Source organism: Burkholderia sp. E168m23 (assembly GCF_016586125.1).
In the GTDB taxonomy this organism is placed as follows: Bacteria; Pseudomonadota; Gammaproteobacteria; order Burkholderiales; family Burkholderiaceae; genus Burkholderia; species Burkholderia orbicola.
This window is the reverse complement of record NZ_BCPP01001008.1, coordinates 1-2,492: the sequence shown is the minus strand read 5'-3', so window position 1 is coordinate 2,492 and position 2,492 is coordinate 1. Positions and strand designations below refer to the sequence as shown.

General features: G+C 65.8%; 2 protein-coding genes. Both read right to left on the bottom strand.

The genetic code is table 11. The features are described from left to right. Positions 1-44: 44 nt before the first annotated feature. Positions 45-1,292 carry an ABC transporter permease gene (locus JMF90_RS33265; protein WP_236593047.1) on the bottom strand — a complete coding sequence of 416 codons (1,248 nt, stop codon included), beginning with the start codon at positions 1,290-1,292 and terminating at the stop codon, positions 45-47. Positions 1,293-1,379: 87 nt separating this feature from the next. Next, a complete protein-coding gene (locus JMF90_RS33260) occupies positions 1,380-2,444 on the bottom strand; it encodes an ABC transporter substrate-binding protein (RefSeq protein ID WP_175682243.1) in 1,065 nt (354 codons plus the stop codon). Between the last annotated feature and the right edge of the window lie 48 nt (positions 2,445-2,492).

The window sequence follows — 2,492 nt, the reverse complement described above, 5'->3', positions numbered from 1 at the left end:
TGTTGGGATTCACGGACACGATGCGGCTCCAGTGACGCCGGGCGTCAGCCGAACCGGAGCCGGTCGATGCCGACGAGCCGGTTGAAGATGAAATAGAACACGGCGGTGAAGATCACGAGATACGCGGACAGCGCACCGGCCAGCCCCCAGTTGAGCAGATCGTTGGTTTGCGACGCGATCAGCTGGCTGATCATCTCGTCGCCTGCGCCGCCGAGCAGGGCGGGCGTAATGTAATAACCGAGCGCCAGCACGAACACGAGAAAGCACCCGGCGCCGATGCCCGGCAGCGTCTGGGGCACGTACACGCGAAAGAACGCGACGACCGGGTGCGCCCCGAGCGATTGCGCGGCGCGCATGTAGATCGGCGGCACGCTTTTCATCACCGAGTAAATCGCGAGAATCATGTAGGGCAACAGCACGTGCGTCATGCCGATCAGCACACCGGCGCGGTTGAAGATCAACGGCAGCGGATGATCGACGACATGCAGCGCGAGCAGTACGCGGTTGACCACACCGCCCGGTTGCAGCAGTACGTACCACGCGGTCGTGCGGACCAGCAGCGAGGTCCAGAACGGCACGATCACGAACAGCATCAGCAGGTTGCCCTGCTTCGCAGGCAGGTTGGCGAGCAGCCACGATACCGGGTACGCGAGCAGCAGGCACAGCAGCGTGACCGTGGCGCTGATCGACACCGTGCGCATGAACGCGGCGCGGTAGACCGCGCTGTTCGCAGGCACCGAATGGACGGCGCCGTCGGGGGATACCTGTGCGTCGAGCCCGTTCAACAGATAGTCCGGCGTCCATGACGATGCCGCGCGTTTCAGCAGGCGCCAGGTTTCGGGCTGGTTCCAGCGCTCGTCGGCGGCCAGCAGGACGGGCTTCCATGCCATGACCGCATCCTGAGCGCGTACCGTGCGTGCCGACTTCAGCAGCAGCGTGCGGAACTCGGGCTGGTAGAAGTTCATCCGGCGCGCCACGTCGCCGAGCGTGCCGGCGTCGCCGGCGCTTTTCAGTCCGCCGGCGAGGGCGGCGAACACCGGTTCGTCAGGCACGCCGTGGCCGTCCCAGTGTCGCAGCGTTTGCGCGAACGACGGCATCGCGCCGGACAGTTCCGGATTGCGCACGCTGCGGGCCAGCAGCGAAGCAATCGGCGCGATGAACGTGGCGAGCAGGAACACGAGCAGGGGCAGCGTCAGCAGCAGCGCGCGTAACGCCGCCTTGCGCCGCGCCTGCCGGTATTTGACGGCGTGCTCTGTCGCGAGCGCGGGGCCTGCCGCCGTCATGGGAAGCATTGACGAGTTGTTCATCGGGACTCCGGAGCGACGCGCCCGGCACGGGACGCGTCGCGTAATACCACTACGACGTCATGGAGCGGCGCATTACTGGCCGAGCCATGTCTGGAAGCGCTTGGTCAGCGCATCGCCGCTGTCGGCCCAGAAGTTCGCGTCGATCTGGATCGGTCGCTTGAAGTTGGCGGGCGCGGTCGGCAGGTCGGCAAGGCGGGCCTTGTCGATCAGCGGCAACGATGCCTTGCGCGGCGGCGCGTAAGCGATGTACTTCGACAGAGCTGCGTATGCCTGCGGCTGCGCCGATGCAGCGATGAACTGCTTCGCGGCCGCGGCGTGCTTCGCACCCTTCGGCACACCCCACCATTCATAGTCGTACACCTGCGCGTCCCAGACGATCTTGAACGGCTTCTTGTCCTGGTGAACGGCGCTGTCGATGCGGCCGTTGTAGGCCTGCACCATCGTCACCGCGCCGTCCGCGAGCAACTGCGGGGCTTGCGCACCGGCTTCCCACCACACGATGTTCGACTTGATCGTATCGAGCTTCGCAAACGCACGGTCGACGCCGGCCGGGGTCGCGAGCACCTTGTAGACGTCGGCCGGGGCCACGCCGTCGGCGACCAGCGCCCATTCGAGCGTGACCTTCGGCGACTTTCTCAGGCCGCGCTTGCCCGGGAATTTCTTCAGATCGAAGAAGTCCGCGATGCGGGTCGGGGCGGTCTTCAGCTTGGACGCATCGTACGCATACACGGTCGACCAGACCATCGCGGCCACCGAGCATTCGCGCAGCGCGCCCGGCAGGAAATCCGACGTGTTGCCGATCGTCTTGCTGTCCAGCTTGTCGAGCAGACCTTCGTCGCAGGCGTTGATCGCGTCGTTGGTCTCCATGTCGATCAGGTCCCAAGTCGGGTTCTTCGCCTGCTCCATGGCCTGCAGCTTGGCCAGGCCGCCGTCGTACGACTCGGTCTGGAACTGGGTGCCGGTCTTCGCAGTGAACGGCTCGAACCATGCGTGGCGAGCGGCCGTTTCATAGGCGCCGCCGAATGTCACGACGGACAGCGTATCCGCGGCGTGAGCGGCAGGCAGCGCGGAAAAGGCGCCGAGTGCGGCGACAGCCGCGATCGTGCGGCGCAGGGACGCGTAGCGAGGGTTTTGCATTATCAGGCTCCAGAGGCGATGGGCACGGCAACAGGCGGGATGGGTAAG